Here is a 1610-nt window from a genome sequence, read left to right as displayed (position 1 = left end):
TGAGAATATGGCGGCTTACAGGCAAGCCAGCTTCCACGGCGGCAACACCCTGCTGCCTTCGGACAACACGGTGGCGTCATTCTGGATCACCAATCCGGACAACAGCTATATCGACAATGTGGCGGCCGGGTCCGACCAGGTCGGTTTCTGGTTCTCCATACCCGAGCACCCCAATGGCGCCTTCCTGGGCACGGAAGTGGCCGCCAACACCTGGCCGCGCCGCACGCCGCTGCGCGCATTCAGGGGCAATGTGGCCCATTCCAACTTCGACGGGTTCCTGATCGACCGGCACATCGACCACGACAACACCTTCGGGCTGGCCTCGATTCCGTTGCTGCCCCTGGCAGATCCCACCGATCTGGAGAGCGAAGTGATGGAAACGCACTTCGAAAACCTGACGGCCTACAAGAACCGCAATGGCGGCCTGTGGGGCCGGGGGGACCTTTACGTGTACAGAAACATGAAACTTGCCGACAATGCCATCGGTATGACGCAGGCCGCAGGGGACATCGGCAGCCTGCCGTTCAGTTCGCTTCTGGTGGACTCGCTGGTGGTGGGCGAGACCGACAATATCGGCAATCCGACGACGCCGGAGGAACTGGCCTATGGCCGCAGCCTGCCCAAGCCTGCGATCCCCGATTTCCCCATCCGCGGCTACGAATACTATGACTACCGCGATGACGTTGTGGACACGACCTTCGTGAATTTCCAGGACAACGCGCAGCGCAAAACCGGCGCGCTGTCCGTCCTGCTGTACACCAGCGCGGGGCTCAGTACCCGAAGCACGATCAGCGGGGCGCAATTCGTCAACGCCAAGCCGGTCTATTTCCCGACCTTCGATGCCCGCTTCGACAATGATAACCGCGGCGGCAACGCCTATCGGACCCTGTCGTTTCACGACCTCGATGGATCGGTGACCGGCGTGCCCGATTCCCACGTCCTGCTCCACGACGGCGAGAACGACAGCGTGGCATTCGACGACACCTGCCAGATCCATCCCACATGGAACGCTGCTGTATGCACCGGCGATGTGGGTCGCCTCAACCTCTCGGACGCAAGGGGAGAACTTCCCGCCGCAGTCGATCTGGAATCCCGCACCGCCCGGTTCGCACTGATCTCGTCGCTCGGTCCGAACGCTCCGGACACACCCCTCGTCCGGGCGCAACGTACCGCTCTGTTCACTCGCCCTGCTCCGCAGGCGCCTATCGCACTTGTGCGCAATGGCCGGGAATTCAGGATCAGCGGCGACCAGAGCACCGTGCGTGCCGGTACCGAGATCGAGGTCAAAACCGAAAGGCCGCAAGTCACTCTCAGCCTGGCCGAAATGGACGCGGGTTCATGGGTCATATTCGAACTGCCGGGTTTCGCCAGTGCAGCCTCCGGAACGCAAGCTGCCAGCATGGAAGCATTGCGCAACGCTGCCGGCACGTCCTGGTTCAGGGGCGAAGACGCCCTGTGGGTGAAACTGGTGGCCGCGCCTCCGGTGATGCCGGTTGTTCGTCCAACCGACCTGCAAGCCAGCATAACGGTCAGCAGGGAAGGGCTCGGCGGCTGAGGCTGTCGCCACGGGTGCACCGGAGAACCGGTGATTTTGGGAGTGGGTGGTGCGC

Annotated in this window: 1 protein-coding gene; it reads left to right on the top strand. The window is 62.7% G+C overall.

Translation table 11 applies throughout. The features are described from left to right. A partial coding sequence (locus M3P36_RS15040) for a hypothetical protein (protein WP_249704523.1) occupies nucleotides 1–1555 on the top strand: 1555 nt, incomplete at its 5' end. Between the last annotated feature and the right edge of the window lie 55 nt (nucleotides 1556–1610).

Source organism: Altererythrobacter sp. KTW20L (assembly GCF_023501975.1).
Classification (GTDB): domain Bacteria; phylum Pseudomonadota; class Alphaproteobacteria; order Sphingomonadales; family Sphingomonadaceae; genus Alteraurantiacibacter.
This window is presented reverse-complemented; position numbering and strand designations above follow the sequence as displayed.